General features: G+C 61.2%; 17 protein-coding genes. 10 read left to right on the top strand and 7 right to left on the bottom strand.

Going from position 1 to position 17,412, the window contains the following annotated elements; genetic code table 11:
• Position 1: 1 nt before the first annotated feature.
• Genes glcF through CFE35_RS12665 form a run of 4 tightly spaced genes read right to left on the bottom strand, consistent with a single transcriptional unit; the run spans position 2 to position 6,040 of the window.
• The gene (glcF, locus tag CFE35_RS12680; RefSeq protein WP_292930979.1) at positions 2 to 1,303 is read right to left on the bottom strand and encodes a glycolate oxidase subunit GlcF; all 1,302 of its coding nucleotides are present in this window, start codon (positions 1,301 to 1,303) and stop codon (positions 2 to 4) included.
• Positions 1,281 to 2,417, bottom strand: coding sequence for an FAD-binding protein (locus CFE35_RS12675; RefSeq protein WP_292930978.1), 1,137 nt, complete (start codon positions 2,415 to 2,417; stop codon positions 1,281 to 1,283). The genes glcF and CFE35_RS12675 overlap by 23 nt, the downstream gene beginning before the upstream one ends.
• Positions 2,418 to 2,422: 5 nt before the next feature.
• Complete coding sequence (locus CFE35_RS12670; RefSeq protein ID WP_292930977.1) at positions 2,423 to 3,916, bottom strand: FAD-linked oxidase C-terminal domain-containing protein; 1,494 nt, start codon at positions 3,914 to 3,916, stop codon at positions 2,423 to 2,425.
• Between the two features lie 21 nt (positions 3,917 to 3,937).
• The gene (locus CFE35_RS12665; RefSeq protein ID WP_292930976.1) at positions 3,938 to 6,040 is read right to left on the bottom strand and encodes a malate synthase G; all 2,103 of its coding nucleotides are present in this window, start codon (positions 6,038 to 6,040) and stop codon (positions 3,938 to 3,940) included.
• A 120-nt stretch (positions 6,041 to 6,160) separates the two neighbouring features.
• Between CFE35_RS12665 and CFE35_RS12660 the strand changes: the two genes are divergently transcribed.
• From CFE35_RS12660 to CFE35_RS12635, 6 genes are all read left to right on the top strand, one after another.
• A complete protein-coding gene (locus CFE35_RS12660) occupies positions 6,161 to 7,054 on the top strand; it encodes a LysR family transcriptional regulator (RefSeq protein WP_292930975.1) in 894 nt (297 codons plus the stop codon).
• Between the two features lie 155 nt (positions 7,055 to 7,209).
• Positions 7,210 to 7,782, top strand: coding sequence for a TetR/AcrR family transcriptional regulator (locus tag CFE35_RS12655; protein ID WP_292930974.1), 573 nt, complete (start codon positions 7,210 to 7,212; stop codon positions 7,780 to 7,782).
• A gap of 55 nt (positions 7,783 to 7,837) precedes the next feature.
• Positions 7,838 to 9,097 carry a cytochrome P450 gene (locus CFE35_RS12650; protein WP_292930973.1) on the top strand — a complete coding sequence of 420 codons (1,260 nt, stop codon included), beginning with the start codon at positions 7,838 to 7,840 and terminating at the stop codon, positions 9,095 to 9,097.
• Entirely contained in the window at positions 9,094 to 9,924 is an 831-nt protein-coding gene (locus CFE35_RS12645; RefSeq protein ID WP_292931290.1) for an SDR family oxidoreductase, read from the top strand. Before CFE35_RS12650 ends, CFE35_RS12645 begins: the two co-directional genes overlap by 4 nt.
• A 122-nt stretch (positions 9,925 to 10,046) precedes the next feature.
• The gene (locus tag CFE35_RS12640) at positions 10,047 to 10,889 is read left to right on the top strand and encodes a tyrosine-protein phosphatase (RefSeq protein ID WP_292930972.1); all 843 of its coding nucleotides are present in this window, start codon (positions 10,047 to 10,049) and stop codon (positions 10,887 to 10,889) included.
• Positions 10,890 to 11,007: 118 nt separating this feature from the next.
• Positions 11,008 to 11,931 carry a formylglycine-generating enzyme family protein gene (locus CFE35_RS12635; protein ID WP_292930971.1) on the top strand — a complete coding sequence of 308 codons (924 nt, stop codon included), beginning with the start codon at positions 11,008 to 11,010 and terminating at the stop codon, positions 11,929 to 11,931.
• 30 nt (positions 11,932 to 11,961) lie between these two features.
• On the opposite strand, the gene CFE35_RS12630 is transcribed toward CFE35_RS12635, so the two are convergent.
• Positions 11,962 to 12,795 carry an alpha/beta hydrolase gene (locus tag CFE35_RS12630; protein WP_292930970.1) on the bottom strand — a complete coding sequence of 278 codons (834 nt, stop codon included), beginning with the start codon at positions 12,793 to 12,795 and terminating at the stop codon, positions 11,962 to 11,964.
• A gap of 505 nt (positions 12,796 to 13,300) precedes the next feature.
• Entirely contained in the window at positions 13,301 to 13,483 is a 183-nt protein-coding gene (locus tag CFE35_RS12625) for a hypothetical protein (RefSeq protein ID WP_292930969.1), read from the bottom strand.
• A gap of 538 nt (positions 13,484 to 14,021) precedes the next feature.
• On the opposite strand from CFE35_RS12625, the gene CFE35_RS12620 reads away from it, so the two are divergent.
• From CFE35_RS12620 to CFE35_RS12605, 4 genes are all read left to right on the top strand, one after another.
• Positions 14,022 to 14,228, top strand: a complete 207-nt coding sequence (locus CFE35_RS12620) for a helix-turn-helix domain-containing protein (RefSeq protein ID WP_292930968.1) — start codon at positions 14,022 to 14,024, stop codon at positions 14,226 to 14,228.
• Positions 14,229 to 14,241: 13 nt separating this feature from the next.
• A complete protein-coding gene (locus CFE35_RS12615) occupies positions 14,242 to 16,332 on the top strand; it encodes an AAA family ATPase (RefSeq protein ID WP_292930967.1) in 2,091 nt (696 codons plus the stop codon).
• A gap of 287 nt (positions 16,333 to 16,619) precedes the next feature.
• A complete protein-coding gene (locus CFE35_RS12610) occupies positions 16,620 to 16,754 on the top strand; it encodes a hypothetical protein (RefSeq protein ID WP_292930966.1) in 135 nt (44 codons plus the stop codon).
• A 17-nt stretch (positions 16,755 to 16,771) separates the two neighbouring features.
• On the top strand, positions 16,772 to 17,194 hold the full coding sequence (locus tag CFE35_RS12605) for a terminase small subunit (protein ID WP_292930965.1): 423 nt from the start codon (positions 16,772 to 16,774) through the stop codon (positions 17,192 to 17,194).
• Here CFE35_RS12605 and CFE35_RS12600 read toward each other — a convergent pair.
• The coding region (locus tag CFE35_RS12600; protein WP_292930964.1) for a hypothetical protein at positions 17,191 to 17,412 on the bottom strand (222 nt) is incomplete at its 5' end. The two genes, CFE35_RS12605 and CFE35_RS12600, sit on opposite strands and share 4 nt — an antisense overlap.

Below are 17,412 nucleotides of genomic sequence, written 5' to 3'. Positions count from 1 at the left end.
TCTACTCCTGGGGAAGATGGCGAAGAGTTGCAGGCTTCGGGCCGCCAGTGGCCCAGTCGAGCAGTTCGACGGTATGGACCACGGGTATGCCGGAAAAGCGGGCAATCTGGGTGGCGCAGCCTATGTTGCCTGTAGCAATGACATCGGGTGCGAGGGCATCGAGATGCGCGGCCTTGCGCTCGCCCAACTGGTTCGCAATCTCGCTCTGCAGGATGTTGTATGTGCCCGCCGAGCCGCAGCAGAGATGGGCTTCTGCAGGGGTGCGCACGGTGTATCCGGCTTTAGTGAGCAAGCGCTTGGGCGCGTCAGTCACTTTCTGGCCATGCTGCAGCGAGCAAGCGGGGTGGTACGCGACGTTGAGGCCGCGCCCTTCGCCCGCAGGGAGGTCGATCTGCACAAGGTACTCGGTCACGTCCTTGGCCAGCGCGCTGACGCGCGCGGCCTTCTCGGCATAGGCGGGATCATTGCGCAGGAGGAAGCCATAGTCCTTGATCGTGGTGCCGCAGCCCGAGGCGGTGACGAGAATGGCAGCAAGGCCTTTCCCTTCGATCTCCGCAGTCCACGCATCGACATTGCGCCGCGCTGCGGCCTGCGCATCGGCCTCGCGCCCCATGTGGTGCACAAGCGCACCGCAGCATCCTTCGCCTGGCGCAAAAATCACGTCGTGGCCAAGGCGGTTCAGCAGGCGCACGGCGGCCTCCCGGAACTGAGGCTTGAGAACGGGTTCGGCGCAGCCTTGCAGCAGCGCGACTCGCGCCTTGGCCCCGGGCAGCCGGGTGGACTGGCTGCTCACGGGATTGGGCAAGTGGCTGGGCGCAAGGTCGAGCATGGCAGCGAGCGGGCGCAGGGCGTTGAACCGGCGCAACACGGGGCGGAGCGGCTTGGCCAGCGGAGCAAACGTCAGCGCCCAGCGGAAGCGTTCGGAATAGGGGAGCACGAAAGCCAGCAGGCGGCGGATCCAGCGCTCGCTGCGCGGCCGCTCATAGGTGTTCTGGATGTAGGTCCGCGCGTGATCGACAAGGTGCATGTAGTTCACGCCCGACGGGCACGTTGTCATGCAAGAGAGGCACGAAAGGCAGCGATCGACATGCTTGACCACTTCGGGCGTGGGCGTGCGCGCGTTCTCGAGCATGTCCTTCATAAGGTAGATGCGGCCGCGGGGCGAATCGAGCTCGTCCCCGAGGAGCACGTATGTCGGGCACGTGGCAGTGCAGAAGCCACAATGGACGCACTTGCGGATCACCGCTTCAGATGCCCGCATCGCAGGATCGGCAAGGCGCTCAGGCGGGAAGCTGGTCTGCATGTGCATCCTCGGCAAAACGGGTCGTGGCGAAAACGCCTCGGGGATCGAACGCCCTCCGCACACGCTGTTCGAGCATGGCCAGACCGGCAGGGCGCGGGTGAAGCGCGGGTATGGCTGCGCGCATGGCCGGATCTGCGATCACAAGCGTCGCCTCCCCGCCCAGCGCTGCTGCCACCTCGCGCGGGGCGGTCCCAGTATTGTCGAGCCCGACCCAGACCAGAGCCCCGCCCCAGTCCATGGCCCAATCAATACCCAGCGGCTCAAGCCGCGCAATGAGGTCGGGGGCGTTGCGCGGCGGGAGATGGATACGCCAGCGCAGCGCCCCGGCCAGAGCGGAGCCGGTCATGGCCTCTGCCCACAATGGCGCAGCCTCAGCCGCCTCCATCCGGTGCAAACCGCAGTGGTCGCGCAGCAGCCCGGGCAGTGCGGCACAGCGCGCTTCGACCGACGGCGCAAATCCCGCCACCCGCAGCAAGGTGATCCCACGTGACAGATGTGCCGCCGCCGAAACATCGGCATTGCTGCCAAGTGCACAGGCCATGGCCGAATGGGCGGCCCGCGGAGAAAGACCATGCGCGACCAGCGTGACTTCGCAGCGCGGACTAGGCAGGACCTTGAGTGTCAGCTCGGTCATCGCACCAAGCCGGCCCCATGATCCTGCCAGAAGCTTGGGCAGATCATAGCCGGTGACATTCTTGACCACTTTGGCGCCTGCGACGTAGGTTTCGCCGCGGCCCGAAACAGCGGTGAAACCCAGCAGGTGATCACGCGCGCTACCCGCCGAAACGCGCCGTGAACCGGCAACGCCGGCTGCAACCGTGCCGCCAATTGTTGCACCGTGCGTGCCATAGGGTTCGAAGGCGAGCATTTGCCCCTCGTTCGCAACAAGGGCGAGGACATCAGTCAACGACGTTGCAGATCGGACCGTGAGCACCAGTTCAGCCGGGTCATAGTCGACCACACCTGAAAACGCCTCCATCGACACGATTGGCACGTCGCGCGGTGCGCCGAAATCCGCCTTGCTGCCGCCCCCGCGCAGTTCCAGCTTGTCACCGCGCGCGCCTGCTTCCGCGATAATCGCACACAGATCTTGCGCATCCGTTGGTGCCAGCATTGCCATCAGAACCTCGGCAAGTCCGGATGGGGCACTGCACCGTGGTGGACATGCATCCGCCCCAGTTCCGCGCAGCGGTGGAGCGTGGGGAAGACTTTGCCAGGGTTCAGCAGCAACTCGGGATCGAACGCGCATTTCACGCGCTGCTGCTGCTTGAGGTCCGCTGCGGTGAACATGTCCGTCATCAGATCGCGCTTTTCGATGCCCACGCCGTGTTCACCCGTCAGCACGCCGCCGACTTCGACGCAGAGCCGCAGGATATCGTTGCCGAATTCTTCAGCCCGATCGAGCTCGCCGGGCACATTGGCATCATACAGGATCAGGGGATGCAGGTTTCCGTCACCTGCGTGGAACACATTGGCGACACCGAGGCCATAGTGGACCGAGAGGGCTTCCATGCGGCGCAGGACTTCGGGCAGGCGGCGGCGCGGAATAGTGCCATCCATGCAGTAGTAATCGGGCGAGATGCGACCGACTGCGGGAAAGGCCGCCTTGCGGCCTGCCCAGAACGCCATGCGTTCGGCTTCGCTTTCCGAAACGCGCGAGGTGACCGCGCCATTCTCGCCCGCGATGCGCGCGATCTCACCGATCAAATGGTCGCATTCGGCGGCGGGGCCATCGACTTCGACAATAAGCAGCGCGCCAACATCGAGCGGATAGCCCACCTGGACGAACGCTTCTGCCGCGTGGATCGCGGGACGATCCATCATTTCCATGCCGGCGGGAATGATCCCCTCGGCGATCACTTGCGCCACGCAGGCACCTGCCTTCTCGGCATCGGGAAAGCCGACAAGCACGGCACGAGCGGTTTCGGGCTTGGGCAGGATGCGAACCGTAACTTCGGTGACAACGCCGAGCAAGCCTTCGGAACCGACAATCACGCCGAGCAGATCGAGACCGCAGGAATCGAGATAACGGCCACCGAGGCGCACCACCTCGCCGTCCATCAGGACGAGTTCAACGCCAAGCACGTTGTTGGTCGTGAGGCCGTATTTCAGGCAATGCACCCCGCCCGAATTCTCCGCGACATTGCCGCCGATCGAGCAGGCGATCTGGCTGGAGGGATCGGGCGCATAGTAGAAGCCACGACCTTCCACCGCCTGGGTGATCGCAAGGTTGGTCACCCCCGGCTGCACCACAGCGACGCGGTCTTCATAGTCGATGTCGAGAATGCGCTTGAACTTGCCCAATCCGAGCAGAACCGCATCGGCCAGTGGCAACGCCCCGCCCGAAAGGGACGTGCCCGACCCGCGCGGGACCACCTTGACGTTCTCGGCAAGGCACCACTTGAGGATGGCGGAAACCTGCGCGGTGGTTTCCGGCAGCACGACGAGCATTGGCGGTTGCCGATACGCAGTAAGCCCATCGGATTCCCAGGGGCGCAGCGCGTCAGGCTCGGTAATCACCCCCTCACCCGGCACAATTGCCTGCATAGCCGCAATGATGCGGTCTCGCTTGGCCAGTGTGGCGTCGTCCGGCAGAGGCATCGTGATAGACATGGTGTGTCCTTCTGGAGGTAATCAGGAAGCTGCTTTCAATCGCGCGCGGAACGCATGGAGCAACGGTTCGGTATACCCGTTAGGCTGCTCCAAACCTTCAAACACCAGCGCCCTTGCTGCCTGGAACGCAAGGCTTCCTTCGGGATCGCTGGCCATCGGCGTGTAGAGCGGATCGCCCGCGTTCTGCGCGTCGACCTTGGCCGCCATGCGCAGCAGCGCCGCATCGACCTGTTCCGCCGTCACCACCCCGTGCAGCAGCCAGTTGGCGATATGCTGGCTCGAAATCCGCAGCGTAGCGCGGTCCTCCATCAGCCCGACATCCGTGATATCGGGCACCTTGGAGCAACCGATGCCCTGATCAACCCAGCGCACGACATAGCCGAGGATGCCCTGTGCATTGTTGTCGATCTCTGCCTGAATGTCCTCGGCCGACCAGTTCTGGCCAGCCGCGACCGGAATGGTCAGCAGCGCATCGAGGCTGGCGATCCCTTCGGCGCGGCGCTCCACCTGCCGGGCGAACACATCGACCTTGTGATAATGCGTTGCGTGCAGCACGGCGGCGGTCGGCGATGGCACCCAGGCGGTGTTCGCGCCGGTCTTGGGGTGGCCCACCTTCTGCACCAGCATGTCGGCCATGCGGTCGGGCATCGCCCACATGCCCTTACCGATCTGCGCCTTGCCCGAGAGCCCGCAGGCCAGGCCGATCTGCACGTTTCGGTCTTCATAGGCTGCAATCCACGGGCTTGCCTTCATGTCGCCCTTGCGCAGCATCGCCCCCGCATGCATCGAGGTGTGCATCTCGTCGCCAGTGCGGTCGAGGAAGCCGGTGTTGATGAACATGATCCGGTCCTTCACCGCATGGATGCAGGCGCCGAGGTTGGCACTTGTGCGGCGCTCCTCGTCCATCACGCCGATCTTCAGCGTGTGGCGCGATACGCCCAGTAGGTCTTCCACCGCGTTGAACAGGTCATTGGCGAACGCGGCTTCTTCCGGCCCATGCATCTTGGGCTTCACGATGTAGACCGAACCCGTCCGGCTGTTGCGGATCGGCCCGTCGCTCTTGAGATCATGCAGAGCGATCGCAGCAGAGATGATCGCATCGAGGATACCCTCTGGTGCCTCGCTACCGTCTGGCAGGAGCACAGCGGGCGTCGTCATCAGGTGCCCGACATTGCGCACGAGCAGCAGCGAGCGGCCCGGCAGGGTAAAGGCGCTGCCATCGGGCACGGTGTATTGACGATCGGGATTGAGCCGCCGCGTCATGAGCGCGCCGCCCTTTTCGAACGTATCCTCCAGATCGCCCTTCATCAGACCCAGCCAGTTGGCATAGGCCAGAACCTTGTCTTCGGCATCGACCGCCGCGACCGAATCCTCGAAGTCGCAGATTGTCGAGATCGCCGCTTCCATGATCACATCGGCGATGCCCGCCGGATCGTCCTTACCGATGGCATGCGTGCGGTCGATCACCACTTCAAGGTGCAGTCCGTTGTGCCGGAGCAGCAGGTTTTCGCCCGCCCGGCCGACGAGTTGCGCCGGGTCTTTCAGCGCCAGCTCATCGCCGGCCCAGTCCGCCCACGAACCCGAAGCCAGTGGCACCGCCTCATCCAGAAACGCCTTTGCATAGGCAATCACCTGCCCGCCGCGCACGGGGTCATACCCCTTGCCAGCGGCAGCACCCGGAATGGCATCGGTGCCATAAAGCGCGTCATAAAGGCTGCCCCAGCGCGCATTGGCAGCATTGAGCAGGAACCGCGCGTTGAGCACCGGTACGACCAGCTGCGGCCCAGCTACCAACGCCAACTCGCGGTCCACATTCTGCGGCGCGACCGTGAACGGAGCAGGTTCAGGGACCAGATAGCCCAGTCCGGTCAGGAAAGCCTTGTACACCGCCATATCCAGCGGCTGTCCGCTGCGGGCCTTGTGCCAGCTGTCGATCTCGGCCTGGATTTCGTCGCGCTTCGCCAGCAACGCAGCGTTGCGTGGGGCAAGCTCTTTGTAGATCGCCGCTACGCCGGACCAGAACGCATCCGGCGCGATCCCCGTGCCGGGGAGCACGCGCGTTTCAACAAACCCCACCAGAACCGGCGCAATCCTGAGTCCTGCTTTGTCAATGTGATTGTCCAAGGCACCTGCTCCATCAATCCTTGGCGGACCGACCGCCTCTTGCTGCGGGAGAGTCTAGCGCAGCGGTCGTCGACGCAGTAGGAGGAAATAATTCAATACACTTTAGCCTGTGAGTTAACATTGTTCGATCCCGACTACGATCTCTTCCTTCAGATTGTTGAGGCCGGTTCCATTTCAGGCGCAGCGCGCGTCCGGGGTCAATCTGTGGCCAGCCTTTCCAAACGCCTCGTCCGCCTTGAAGAGCGCCTTGGCGTTCGGCTGGTGCATCGCACCACGCGCCGTCTCTCGCTCACAGCCGCGGGAAAGGATTTGCATGACACGCTGACCCCGCTCCGTGCATCACTGGCCGCAGCGGAAGACCGGATCGCCGGACAACTGGCAATGGTAAGTGGTCCCTTGCGAATCACCGCGCCAACCTCGTTCGGACGAATGCATGTGGCACCCTGCCTGCCGCAATTTCTCGCGCGCTATCCCGAAGTGGAACTGCGGGTCGACCTGTCTGATGAATTCGTCGACATGCACAACGGCAGTCACGATCTCGCCATTCGTATCGGCTCACGGATAGACGCGGGCCTCATCGCACATCGGCTTGGTTCGAGCCGCCGCGTGCTGTGCGCTGCCCCCGCCTATCTTGCCCAGTTCGGCGAACCGACAACACTGCCGGAGCTTTCCAGGCACCGGTTGCTCGCGACCGACAGCCAACTACCCTGGCAGCTTGATGGCCCAGAAGGAACAGTGGTCCAGCAGGGCCAGAGCCATGTCCACACCAATTCCAGCGAGATCGTGCGCGAACTTGCGCTTGGCGGTTGCGGCATTGCACTACGTTCGCTCTGGGATGTCTCGGACGCGCTCGACAGCGGGGCATTGATACCGGTTCTGCCCAGCTATCGGGGGTCCCAGGACGTGGGGATATTTGCGGTGCACGCGATTGCGCCGCAAGCCTCTGCAAGGGTTCGCGCGCTGTTCGATCATCTGTTCACCTGGCTGGAGCCGAGATTGCAGAGCCGACCGTAGGCTGCGCATCCCGGCAATATGCTTGTGTTTCACGATCCTCATTGGGGCGCGCGGTTGCGTTCATGCATGTTCCGGCTACTGCAGCACCCCACCCTCAAGGATTGGTGCCGCTGCCCGCGAACCCAGCATGGCAGGTTTTGGATCGGAGTTGGGATGTGACTGCATCAGATATGCGAGACCAGATTTTGCAGGTCGCTTCGGAGCTGATCAGGCGGAATGGTCCGGCAGGTGCAACCGCAAGGACCATCTGCAAGATCATCGGGGTCACCGCGCCGACACTGTATCACTATTATTCCGACATGGAGACACTTCGGGAGGAGGTCGTCAACAGGGCTTTCGAGAAGATTCTTGAGGTTAGCAATGCCGGTTGGGCTAGTGGCCATGGTGTCGATGGGCTGAAGCGGTCGTGGGATGCTTTTTTGGCCTTTGCCAATGACGAACCTGCCATGTTTTCCATTCTCGCAAACCGGACGATGAACGGTCCCATGCCAAAGATCGCGATCGAAAGCCTCGCGAAGTTTGAAGACACCCTGTCAGGCCCCGAGTTTGCGGGCCGACTCACGCAGCCGTCTAAAACGGCGGCGCACATCCTGTGGTCTGCTGCGCAGGGTGCCGGGGTGCTCTTGCTTGCGAAACAATCCGGATTGGCGCTCAGCGCTGACATCGGAGATGATATCTTCAATACGGTGATGTCATCTTTGATGCCCGCCACGCCGCAAGCTCCTTGACTCTATAACACTGTTAAATAGAACGGCTCCTGACAATCAACGTTAGGATCCAGCGATGAGCGTGCAGACAGACAATTCGGACGGGCCGATGGAATTCGACCCTTTTGATCCCGCAACCGAGCGGCTCGGCCCGGCCGCCTTTGCCGCGCTGGCGCAGCAAGCACCGGTGGCAAAAGTCGACGAACGCTTCGACTTCTTCATCGCCAGTGACCCGGCCTACATCCGCGACGTCATCTTCCGCGACACCTCCATCTGGACCTCTGAACTGGGCGTCGTCCCCAGCGAGCATCCAAAGGGGCTGGTCACGCGGATGATGCAGGACAACAGCGACCATCTGAAAGTGCGAAGGATCATACAGCGCGGCTTCTCGCCGGCGGAATTGAAGCGCCTGGCTGAAGTGGTTGATGAAATCCTCGATGAATTGCTCGACGAGATCTCTGCGATCCCAGAGGGGCAAGGCGATCTCTTTCAGCTACTCGCCATGCCCTTGCCCTCACGCCTGATGTGCCGGATGCTCGGTGCGCCGGAGCAGGACTACCTCATGTACAAGGCCTGGGCGGATCAGTATTTCTTCGCGATCAACAACGACCCCAACAAGACAGCTGAAGGCCGTTTCGCCGATATGCAGCAGGTTGCGCAGGCCCTGTTTGCCTTGATCGCCGAACGTCGCGCCCTTCTGGCCACGAAGGGACTGGTCCCTGATATCTCGCTCGTCGGCACCGAACTGCCGGATGATTTTCTATCGCGCTTCATGTGCGAGAAAATCGCTGACGAATACATTGACGATGTCGAAATCCTCAGCCTGATGAGCGCGATCATACTGGGGGGCAATGAAACCACCATGAACCTGATCGGCAATCTGCTGTGGCGGTTGCTGCAGGTCCCGGAAAGATGGGAAGCCGTAAAAGCCGATCCGGCACTCATTGATGTGGCGATCGAGGAAAGTCTGCGCCTCGATCCACCCGTGCTGGGCATGTGCCGCACCCCGCGGCATGACGTCTCAGTCGCGGGCCATACCATTCCGGCTGGCACAAAGACCTTCTACAATATCAGCGCGGTCAATCGCGATCCTGCAATGTGGGACAACCCTGATGAGTTCCGGCTCGACAGGCCGCTTTCCAGTCTGAAGCGTCACGCCTCGTTCTGCGGGGGTGAGCGGCTCTGCCTTGGTGCGCCGCTTGCTCGAATGGAAGTCAGGATGATTGTCGATAAGCTTGTGGCACGTTTTCCCAAGTTGCGGCTTGTTGGTGAGCCCGATCAGTGCCCGGGCTTCAATGTCTGGGGTAAGAGCTCACTCCCTGTTGCTTGGCGATGAACGATACTCTGGCGGCCATGAACGGCGCCGTGGCATTGGTCACGGGCGCCGGAAACGGCATTGGCGCAGAGCTGGCACAGCAACTTGCGCATGGCGGAATGAAAGTCGCGCTGGTCGACGTCGATCTGGGGGCCGCGCAGAAACTTGCCCTGCGGTTGAACGGTGTGGGAGGACAATGCTTGGCCTATCAGGTTGATGTCGGTGATCCGCAGGCAACCTCCTTACTTGCCGAGCAAGTTAGGCGGGACGTTGGGCCGGTGCGGATGCTCATCAACAATGCGGGCGTCGAAATGCTGGGGCGCGGATGGGAGATTTCTGCAGACAAATGGGACCGGATCATGCGAATCAACGTCAATGGTCCGGTGAACATGGTCCGCGCCTTTCTTCCTGGGATGGCGGCCCACAGCCAGCCGGGATACGTAGCGAACGTCTGTTCGATCGGCTCCCTGATCAGCATTCCGATGCAAAGCGCCTATGTCGCATCGAAACACGCGCTGTTGTCCTACACCGAATGCCTTTTGCTTGACGTGCGCGAAGCCGGTTATTCCATCGCGGTCAGCGCAGTTCTACCCGGACCAGTGCGTACAGGCATTTTTGATACGGCGGACGGAGCCGATAGCCCGGCCAGTGACGATCATCGGCAGCAGATGCAGGAAATGCTTCTCCACGCCGGCATGTCGGCCGACGTGGCAGCGAGAAAGATACTCGAAGGCATTTTTCGGGGTGATTTTTGGATATCCACCGACCCCGACCTGCTGAATAGCGCCGCGAGGCAAAGGGCCGACCGTCTAAGTCGTCTGGCGGATCCGGCACCCCCGGGCGCTTAGCGATGGGCACAGCATGTGCCGGACGCTACATCGAGGCGTCATATTGCGGTTTCAATCTCCCCTCACTTCCCCAAGTCCTCAGGAGACCAACATTGCTTGCGTGGCGCTCCTCATTACGGTTGATGGCTCTCGCCCTTGCAGCGGCGGGCATTCCCCCGTTGCCCTTGATGGCCGAGCCCCCTGCCATTCCTGCCGCAAGCGAGCACCAGCGAGTTTTGCCGCTGCAAGGCGGCAGAAATTTTCGCGATCTCGGTGGGTATCGCACGGCCGACGGCCGAACGATCAAGTGGAACATGCTGTTCCGCTCCGGTTCCATGACCGATTTGACCCAATCCGATTTCGCTTATCTGGAGGGCCTGGGAATCCGGGTCGTCATCGATCTCCGCGACAATCGTGAGCGGGCTGCAGAGCCAGTTTCCTGGCCAGGGCCAACTGCGCCACTGATCCTTACCGACGACTATCTTCTCGATTATGGCGCATCGATGCCGGCAGGGCCGGTGAAGACCTGGTCACCAGACCAGGCTCGCGCCAGCCTTGTCTCCAGCTACCAGCGCATGCCGGCGCAGTTCAACGGCCAGTACCGCCGCCTGTTCGCGCAGCTTCTGACGGGCAAAGCACCGCTTGCCGTGAACTGCTCGGCGGGGAAGGATCGAACCGGTATTGCCGCCGCACTGCTGCTCACAGCGCTGGGCGTGCCGCGCAAAAGGGTGATCGAGGACTATCTCCTCACCAACCAGACTCTGAACTCAGGCCTTGTAAGGACAGGAAAGGCCACCGCAGATGGTCCCTGGAATGATATGCAGCCCGAGGCGTTCAAGGCCTTTATCGATGCAGACCGTACCTATATCCAAGCTGCACTGTCAGTAGTCGATTCGCACAAGGACGGCGTTGCCGGCTATCTGCGCGAGGAACTCGGGCTCGGGCCGAAAGAGCTTCGGGACCTGCGCAACCGGTATCTCGAATAGTGCCCTGATTGCGATTACTGTAGGCAGCCGAGGCCCCACACCCTGATCTTTTCGATGTACCGCGATCGTGGTCCACGCTGCCGGGAGTTCAGCGCGTAATCGCCAGCAAGGTTCCAGAATGTTTATGCACGAACGAGCGCATCCGGACACAGAATCGATGGTCCGCCTTGCCGGTGGTGTATTCGCCATGGGTTGCGAAGAATTCTATTCGGAAGAAGCGCCAGTCAGACGAGTTTCGGTGAGCCCGTTTCTGATCGACCGAACTCCTGTGACCAATCGGCAATTCGCGGCATTCATATCAGCGACGGGATACGTGACGCTTGCGGAGAAGGCTCCTGACCCTGCTCTCTATCCCGGAATTCTGCCTGAAATGGTGGAGGCCGGCTCGATCGTTTTCGTCGCACCCGAGGCTGCCATTCACATGAGCCACGAAAACTGGTGGCAGTATGTCGCGGGTGCCAGCTGGCGTCATCCCTATGGCCCAAACACTGGGCTTGATGTCTTGGATGGCGAGCTTGCCGACCATCCCGTAGTCCACATCGCCTATCAGGATGCACTGGCCTACGCGCATTGGGCCGGCAAACGTCTGCCAACCGAAGCCGAGGCCGAATATGCAGCGCGAGGCGGCCTTGAAGGCCAGCCCTTCGCCTGGGGTAGTGAGCTCAAACCAGATGGCATGCTCATGGCGAATATCTGGCTCGAGGGGTTTCCTGTCGTCCGGCCCGGCCGCCCAGGCCCACCCTATACCACCCCCGTTGGAACATACCCTGCGAACGGGTTTGGCCTGCAAGACATGATCGGGAATGTCTGGGAATGGACATCAAGCGATGCTTCCGGGTCCGCGGGCAACAATGGGTGCTGCGCTAAGGCTCCGGAGTCGCTCGATCCGGCACATCTGAAGGTACTTAAGGGCGGGTCGCACTTGTGTGCGCCAAACTACTGCCAACGCTATCGACCGGCGGCCCGATGGTTCCAGCCGGTAGATACCTCAACCACTCATGTCGGGTTTAGATGCGCGCTCGATGACACAAGGCACCGATAACAAACTCGATTGCATCTCATAGTGAGGCGATCAACGAAGATTGCCAAGAAACGTGAGGATCGCCGCATTGAATTCATCGTTGCGGTCTCCTGCAATCATATGCCCCGCGCCCGCCACATCCACGAAGCTGGCACCGGGCACAAGCGAGCGGAAATGCTCGACCTCCTGATCGCCAACAACATCGCTGGCCCCACCACGCAGCAATAAGGTTGGAAGAGTGATGTTCAGGGCCGCATTTGATAGCCGTGCTTCAACTTGCGCGGGCTCCAATCGCTGACTGCCCAGCAGGGCTGGGTCCCAGTGCCAATGGAAGCGACCGTCCACCTCTCTCAAATTGCGGCGCAATCCCGACAGATCCTTCGGCCGTGCGCGATGTGGATTGTAGGTACTGATTGCAGCAGCAACATCTTCCAATGACGCAAAGCCCTCTGGGTTTGCAGTCATGAACGCCACGATCTTCCTGGTTCCTTCCAGATCGACCTTTGGCGCAATATCTACGAGCACAAGCCCGCGCAAATCGGGAGCTTCTGGTTCCCCCGCCAATGCAAGCGCAGTCGACCCACCCATCGACGCGCCGACAAGTACAGGTGCTTGCGGCAAGACCGCGATAACGGCCCTCAGGTCGTCCATCAGCGCGTCAATCGAGTAGTCTCCATCCGTTGCCCAACCACTTTCACCGTGGCCGCGGGCATCTATTGCGATCGCCCGGAAACCCTCCGCTGCAAGCAAGGCGCAGCAATTCTTCCAGCTTCCGCGTGTCTGCCCGCCGCCATGCAGCAGGAGCACCGGTATACCCGCCTCAGGTCCGACTTCGTCAGCAACAAGAATCAAGCCATCTCGACCAGCAAATTCGCGCCGTTGCAATTCTTAGGCTCCCACAACAATCGTACGTATCGATATGTCTCGATGGAACGCCGATGCAAGATTTCAGGCAGCGAGTCTGCAGGCAAAACACCGCAATGCCAGGCGTATGGAGAAGACTTGAGACAAATGGACCAATCCGAGCGGATCAAGGCCATTCGGCCCAGGCCGCCTTGAGTTAGCTAGCCTCGGTAGCCCCGAATTAGTGGACCTCCAACTGGCCAAACAAAGGTCCCATGGAAAAGCCCCCATTGAGGGCTTTACGCAGCCATGCTGAGAGGAGATCAGGTCGCCGGATGGATAGTGTGGGTCCAACTGTGGGTTTCAAAGATTTTGATCAACATTTTTCACTTCATAATCAGAATGATAGCGCAAAAACCTGTATGACACCCTGTCCGCCATGAACATCGATATTATTAAATAAATTCAACGACTTGAGCAATTCTGAAAAATGAGGCCCCACTTTGGGCCCCATTTCAGCTTGATGGCACTGTCTCGGCGCGGTTGGTCAGGCCGACACCCTGACGTTCACGACCTCAGCCAGCCAGCGCACCGCGGGCGCCCTCACCTCAGCGGCACTGCTGGTCAATGCAAGGGTGATGATCGACTCGACATCGTGGCTAGCCAAAGCGAAATCGAGGCGGCGCGTGTCGCGATCGGCGGCGGTGGGGAACTGGATCGCATTGTTCATGGCGTTGCTCCTCGGTTGATCGGAGCCCCCTATTCTTACCACGAAAATGCCCCTGTCTACGAGATAGTGGTCGGCTGACATAATCAGCAAAGCCAACACCGTGAGGGCCGCAAAAGTCCTCGACTTGGCACCTTCTGCGTTCCGGCCGTTCCATTTGTAGTGGTCGGCGCGATCAACAGAGCCAACAGGGACCGACAAGCCGCGGCAGCATGAGCGCGAGTGGAAGGAGGTAGGTGGCAGAGCAGTGGCGAGGCGGCCCCCACCCCCCGGGGGGCACCCCAACGCTGAGCCGAAAATCTATTCTCCCCGGCCCGACAAAATTTGCGGATTTTGAAAGTTGCCGCCCCCCAGTTTTTATGCCCCGAACCACGGATTGGCTTGAGTGCAGAACGCCTCGCCGCATCAAAATGCCCCATGATATGGGAGTAACCTGCCGTTGTCCTACTTCAAACACACCTTAGTTTTAGGGTGTGTTGCTAGCCAATATACTGACTCTATGAGAGATTCTGCATCGCAATGACAAGCAGAGGAGCAAGTCATGGGTGCAGTTAAATCCATCAATGTTGAGTTTGCCCGGCAGGCCGACGGCGTGACCGCCGTCGCTGCCCGTTTCGGTGTTTCACCAGCAACCATCTACCGCGAGATCAACGCCGGAAAGCTCCGTGCTGTGCGCGCTCGCGGCCGAACGCTCATCACCCGCGAAGAGCAGGACCGGTGGCTCAACGCCCTTCCGGCCGTGCGCTGAAGGGAGCCCCGCGATGACTAACGGCGGCGACATGTTTTCGGCCTGGCCCACGGTGCCGGCAAAGCCAGACGCAGAAGACGGGCAGCGCCCGGCCAACGTCTTCCCCTTTCCACACGCGCCGGCCGAACAACCGTCTATGTCGTGGCTGACAAATCCCGCGCAGACCGCCCCGCAGGGTTGGGACGAGCCGGAACCTGAGCGGGATTTCCCGTCGGACTTTCCGGCGCGCGAAGCTGCCGCGGGCGAGATTGCGCCAGCCGATGTCAATGCGACCGCGAATTGTGTCGGGACCGAGCAGGCCACCGAGGATCACGCCGAGGGCGAGCGGGCCGACGACCCCCTGTTGTCAAACTACAGGGTAGTCGGCTTCGAACTTGAGTTCGACATAGACATCGACGGCAATCCAGAGCTGGAAGTCTCCAGTCGCTATGACTGGACAGGCCAACTCGACGAATGGATGGATGCCGAGGAACTCGACAAGAAGCAGAAGTTCGCCGCTGAAGAGAGGCTTGGGCGTTTAGACAGGCTCGTCGGCGAGCACGTTCTCGCCCCGGTGGTTCGGCACCTCAGCAATCGAGGCTTCATCATGGCCAATCCGAAGGAGGATGACGACAAAGAGGAATGCGGGTCTTTGGTTGGCCACTCTCGCGCCCGCCGGGAGAGAGACTATTCAATCTGTTTCTATGCACTAGTGCAGTGGAACCAACCCTATACCGATGACCTGAACGAGATCAGGAGCTTGGACTTCCAACTTGAGCACGGGCTTCCGAAACCTTTGCGGCGAGTTTCGGTCTACACGTGCTATCGCAAGGACGACGAAATCAGCGCTGCCGCACTCTATCGTGGGTTCGGCCCTGAGTATTTTCGCTCGAGTTGGATCCGCCAGAAAAACAGTTGGCTTAGTACGGCGATCGACCTCGGTGACGGCGACCCGGATGCCCCGCTTTCCCCCGCCGAGCGAATGCAGCAAGCGCTTTGGCCGCTCAACGGGGACGGTACATGCGAGCCCCCGGAAGAATGGGCGGCGCGCGTTGCGCTCAGAGAGCAGGACATCAAGACCCGCGCCCATGTGCTGCGCATCACGGGCGGCGACTTCGGGCTCTACGACGGCGTCATGGGGACGTCGGAGACGCAGAAAGGTGTCGAATGGGTCGTCGAGGGGTTCGCCGCGCGCGGTGTGATCACGCTGTTCGTCGGGCAGCAGGGGATTGGCAAATCTACGCTCCTTCACGAACTTTGCTTCAAGGTCGGTCGGCTTGGGCCTGGCACAGCCGACTTCCTCGGGGTGCCGGTCGCAGGGGAGCGGATTGCCGTCATGGCGTTCGGAGAGGATCCGGACGGCTTCATCCACGATCGCACGACGGCGTTCAGAGCCGCGTTTGGCGAGAGCATCGTCATCAAGATCAGCGATAGCAAGCCGCTCGATGAGTTGATCCGGCAGATCGACTCCATGCCGACCGTCGATCTCGTCGTGATCGATCCTGTCCGCACATACCTTCCTGGCGGAGAAGCTGACAACGACGCGGTGAACCGCTTCTTCGAACCGCTCAGTGCGCTGGCCGCGCGAAAGAACTGCGCAATCATCACATCCCACCACATCGCGAAGGCGCACACGCCGGCACATATCCGGAGCGTGATCCCCCGCGGCGCTCAGGTGTTCATGGATCGGCCTCGCCTGATCTTCGGTATGGTCCGGCTACGTGAGCGCATTGTCGGCATCGGCATGATCAAGAACAACTTCCCACCATCATCGAGGCCGTGGGGCGACCTCTTCGAGCAGCGGCTTTTTGTGCAGGACGAGGCGACCTTGTCTCTGCTGCCGCTTGCCGGGCAGGCGCAGGCCAAAGCCGCCCCCGCCGCAAAGTCCGAGCAGAGTGCCGACGTCGCAGCGGTGGCCGGTGCGCTCCGACAGCTGACCGACGCCGGAGAAGTAGTCCACCGGACGGGGGCGAGCGAGCTGTTCAACCGGCAGTGCGCAGAGCTTGCCGGGTGGTCTCGGGCGCGGGTCCGGAAGGCCGTTCAGGCCGCGATCGACACCGGGATAGTCACCAACCCGGACGATGGCAGTGGAATCCATTTAAACAACAGCAATGCAGCTATTTAGTGGCACTAGCTCACGTGATATAAGAGGTTTTTCGGTGCTGCCGTTGCCGGTTGCCAACCCGTTACCAAACTCGGCAACGGCAATTTGGAAACGGCAGATTTCCGCCATTTTCCCGTTGCCAAGGGCTGGTAACGGGGGTGGTTTTGAGAGCCGGAAAATGGCTGATTTCCGCCGTTACCGGTTACCATTGCCGCTAAAGAGAGAGGGAGGGGTCCCCCTAGGGGGCCCCCCTCTCACTCTCAGCCTTTAGCCCGCGAACGACTGGCAACGAAAAACGGAGTGGTAGCATGACAACCGAGCCAATGAAGAACCCCGACCCCTACACGATCTTCCTCAATCCCGGAGAGACCATCGCGGCCGCCTTCACGCGTGGCCGCCGTCTCGCACTGGCGTCTCGCCAGGCGGTGATCCTGAGCATCTGACCAACGGAGTGCAGTCCATGGCCCAACTGACGGAACAGCAAGCACATTTCGTCCATCACTTTGTCTCCATGGGCTGCACTGCCACGGAAGCGGCCCGCGCTGCGGGCTACGGCTCTCCGGGGCAGGAGGCCTACCGGCTTATGCGCAAGACGCACGTGATCGAGGCGATCCGGCGCGAGCAGAACCGGCTGATCAACACCGACGGCGTGCGCATCGCATACCGGACACTGATCGAAGTCATGCAGGACAAGGGCGCATCGGCGAGCGCGCGCGTGAGCGCATCGCGCACCGTGTTCGAGGCGGCGCGGCTCTTCAACAAGGACACCGATCGCCGGGACGACAAACCCTTGCAGGAGATGTCGGCCGACGAACTGGCTGACCAGATCAAGAAGTTCGACCAGGCGCTTGGGCAGATGGCCGGCACCGGCGCTGTCAACTAAACTTGGATGTTTGCGGCGCTGATCAACACCGTTGGGTTATTGGTCGGCTGCGATCTGCGACCTCCCCCATTCATCCACGCGCGCGCCACTCTGTTGATTTCCGCTGAGAGTTGACCCGGGATTTTCATCGAGAAGTGACCCGGGTGGATATGGTGCCCCGCGGTGCAGGGATGGGTCAAGTGGTGGCTTTTTCCTTTCGCGTTTTGGGCGCTCCAGCG

This window comes from Novosphingobium sp. PASSN1, assembly GCF_002278815.1.
The sequence above is the reverse complement of the archived record's forward strand: the minus strand, read 5'-3'. Positions and strand labels throughout refer to the sequence as shown.

What these genes read in the sequence shown, in the direction of transcription:
- glcF (WP_292930979.1), bottom strand. Translation starts at nt 1,303, where the DNA reads ATGCAGACCAGCTTCCCGCCTGAGCGCCTTGCCGATCCTGCGATGCGG.
- CFE35_RS12675 (WP_292930978.1), bottom strand. Translation starts at nt 2,417, where the DNA reads ATGCTGGCACCAACGGATGCGCAAGATCTGTGTGCGATTATCGCGGAA.
- CFE35_RS12670 (WP_292930977.1), bottom strand. Translation starts at nt 3,916, where the DNA reads ATGTCTATCACGATGCCTCTGCCGGACGACGCCACACTGGCCAAGCGA.
- CFE35_RS12650 (WP_292930973.1), top strand. Translation starts at nt 7,838, where the DNA reads ATGAGCGTGCAGACAGACAATTCGGACGGGCCGATGGAATTCGACCCT.
- CFE35_RS12645 (WP_292931290.1), top strand. Translation starts at nt 9,094, where the DNA reads ATGAACGATACTCTGGCGGCCATGAACGGCGCCGTGGCATTGGTCACG.
- CFE35_RS12640 (WP_292930972.1), top strand. Translation starts at nt 10,047, where the DNA reads ATGGCTCTCGCCCTTGCAGCGGCGGGCATTCCCCCGTTGCCCTTGATG.
- CFE35_RS12635 (WP_292930971.1), top strand. Translation starts at nt 11,008, where the DNA reads ATGTTTATGCACGAACGAGCGCATCCGGACACAGAATCGATGGTCCGC.
- CFE35_RS12625 (WP_292930969.1), bottom strand. Translation starts at nt 13,483, where the DNA reads ATGAACAATGCGATCCAGTTCCCCACCGCCGCCGATCGCGACACGCGC.
- CFE35_RS12620 (WP_292930968.1), top strand. Translation starts at nt 14,022, where the DNA reads ATGGGTGCAGTTAAATCCATCAATGTTGAGTTTGCCCGGCAGGCCGAC.
- CFE35_RS12615 (WP_292930967.1), top strand. Translation starts at nt 14,242, where the DNA reads ATGACTAACGGCGGCGACATGTTTTCGGCCTGGCCCACGGTGCCGGCA.
- CFE35_RS12610 (WP_292930966.1), top strand. Translation starts at nt 16,620, where the DNA reads ATGACAACCGAGCCAATGAAGAACCCCGACCCCTACACGATCTTCCTC.
- CFE35_RS12605 (WP_292930965.1), top strand. Translation starts at nt 16,772, where the DNA reads ATGGCCCAACTGACGGAACAGCAAGCACATTTCGTCCATCACTTTGTC.